Genomic DNA, 2,527 nt, shown 5'->3' with positions numbered 1-2,527 from the left:
GAAGAATGGTCATTCCTAAAATCAGTATTTGAAGGAACATTTACAGTACCTTCAGACGGTTGTATAGATTTTGAAGCTATAATCGATATGATCTTAGAAGATGGTTATGAAGGATGGATCGTTGTAGAAGCTGAACAAGATCCAGCCCTAGCAAACCCATTCCTATACCACAAAAAAGCTAAAAACTTCATGGATATGCTTATAACAAATAAGCTTATTGCTAAGAAATAAAGGTAGATATTATGTTTTTCGTAATAGCAAGCTTTGCTATAATAGTATGTCTTATAGGCTTCATCGCCTATAAGAAAACTATTGGGCAAGTTGATACATCATCATCAGAGGGATACTTCCTTGGAGGAAAATCATTAGCAGCACCAGTAGTAGCTGGAACAATAATAATGACTAACCTCTCAACGGAGCAGATAGTAGGTCAGAATGGTCAGTCTTATGTAGGTGGTATGCAAGTAATGGCTTGGGAAGTTACCTCAGCCGTAGCTATAGCACTTCTAGCAGCTGTATTTTTACCAAAATATTTTAGATATGGTATAAATACGATTTCCGACTTTATAGAAATAAGATATGACACAATGACTAAAAGAATTGTATCAATTCTATTTATTATTACATACATGGTATCATTCATGCCAGTAGTTCTCTACTCAGGGGCTTTAGTATTTAATAAATTGTTTAGAGTTGATCAAATGCTTGGGATATCACAAATTTCAGCTATAACTATAATGGTAATATTTATAGGAGTTGTAGGAGTTTTGTATCTCTTCTTAGGTGGTATGACTCTTTCAGCTTATTCTGATACAATTTATCAGTTTGGATTAATTATAGGTGGTCTAGCAGTTCCTTTCCTAGGATTAAAATTATTGGGAGATGGGTCATTCCTAGCAGGTATTGAGCATGTAACACAAAACACTCCGGAATTATTAAATTCGATAGGAGCTGTAGATTCAGAGATCGTGCCTTGGCCAACCCTATTCACAGGAATGTTTTTTAATAACCTTTTCTTCTGGTGTACTAACCAGATGATAGTTCAAAAGGCCTTCGCAGCTAAGAACCTGAAGGAAGCTCAAAAGGGCGCACTTCTTGTTGGAGTATTTAAGATATTTGGGGCACTATTTTTAGTATTCCCTGGAGTAGTAGCAAGAAACTTATTTGGAGATCAATTCCTAACAGCTCAAGATGGAGCCTACCCACAACTAGTAGTAGAAGTTCTACCACAATGGGCCATGGGGCTATTTGGAGCAGTTATATTTGGAGCTATCCTATCATCATTTGCAGGTAGCTTGTCATCTACATCTACCTTATTTGCCTTAGACTTCTACAAGCCAATAATAAATAAGGATGCGACAGACAAACAAATGGCAAGAGTTGGAAGAATCACAAATATCACTCTAGGAGTAATATCAATAGTCGTAGCACCTTTCATATCTAAAGCAGGATCAGGCTTATATGCCTTTGTTCAGGAGTTCAATGGTCTATATAATATGCCACTTTTGATTATGATACTATGTGCCTTCTATTATAAGAAAGCAACAGCTACAGCAGCCAAAACCACTATGATATTCCACGTTGTAGTTTACGCTTTATCAAAAGTTATCCTAAAAGATGTACATTTCTTATATGTATTGAGTGGTTTATTCTTCATAGATTTATTAATCATGATTATAGTAAGTAACTTAACATATAAAGGAAAAGTATTTGATATAAATCAATATTCAATAGCCCAAGAAGTTGGCGTAGAGCCATGGGCAAAAGTTAAAGTATTTTCAATATTAATCACAATAGTAGTAATTGCAACTTACTTGTTCTTCTCACCATTGGGAATAGCAAGTGTATAATAAAAAAATAAGGAGAAAATTATGAAAAAATTAAACGTAGGTATTTTTGGAGCAGGTAGAATCGGTCAAATTCACGCAATGAATCTAGTAAACAACCCTAATATTAACATCAAAAGAATTGTAGATCCATTTGCAGATAAGCTAAAAGATTTCGAAGAAAAAATAGGTATCAAATTGGAAACAGATCCAGATGTTATCTTCAATGATGAAGAGATAGAAGCAGTATTAATCTGTACACCAACAGATACTCACGTAGACTACATCGTAAAATCTGCTGAGAAAGGTAAACATATATTCTGTGAAAAACCAGTTTCGCTTTCTGATGAAGAATCAATGAAGGCTTACAAGGCTGTAAAAGAAGCAGGAGTTAAATTCCAAATAGGTGTAAACAGAAGATATGATAGAAACTTCGCCTATGTAAAGAAATTAATAGATGATGGAAAAGTTGGTGACCTTGAATTAGTAAGAGTAGATTCAAGAGACCCAGAAGCACCACCACTATCATATGTTAAATCTTCAGGCGGACTCTTTATGGACATGACAATACATGATTTCGACATGGCAAGATTCTTAACAGGCAAGGAAGTAGTAGAAGTTTATACACAAGCTACAGTTAAGTGCAATAAAGAAATCGAAGGTGTAGATGTAGACACAGCCATCATTAACTTAAGATTTGA

2 protein-coding genes and 1 pseudogene are annotated in these 2,527 nt (G+C 34.8%); all 3 read left to right on the top strand.

Features of this window, described 5'->3' with window-relative positions; genetic code table 11:
* Nucleotides 1-231: pseudogene (locus MRZ08_RS02230) on the top strand (myo-inosose-2 dehydratase); the annotation flags it as partial.
* 11 nt (nt 232-242) lie between these two features.
* Nucleotides 243-1,850, top strand: a complete 1,608-nt coding sequence (locus MRZ08_RS02225) for a solute:sodium symporter family transporter (protein WP_297378793.1) — start codon at nt 243-245, stop codon at nt 1,848-1,850.
* A gap of 21 nt (nt 1,851-1,871) precedes the next feature.
* Nucleotides 1,872-2,527: Gfo/Idh/MocA family oxidoreductase (locus MRZ08_RS02220; protein ID WP_297378791.1), on the top strand; the 656-nt coding region annotated here is incomplete at its 3' end.

Source organism: Anaerococcus sp., assembly GCF_022770135.1.
In the GTDB taxonomy this organism is placed as follows: domain Bacteria; phylum Bacillota; class Clostridia; order Tissierellales; family Peptoniphilaceae; genus Anaerococcus.
Note: the sequence above shows the minus strand (reverse complement) of the source record. Positions and strands in the feature narration are given on the sequence as shown.

Bases quoted from the DNA above. Each gene is read 5' to 3' on its own strand.
- MRZ08_RS02225 (WP_297378793.1), top strand. From the start codon at position 243: ATGTTTTTCGTAATAGCAAGCTTTGCTATAATAGTATGTCTTATAGGC.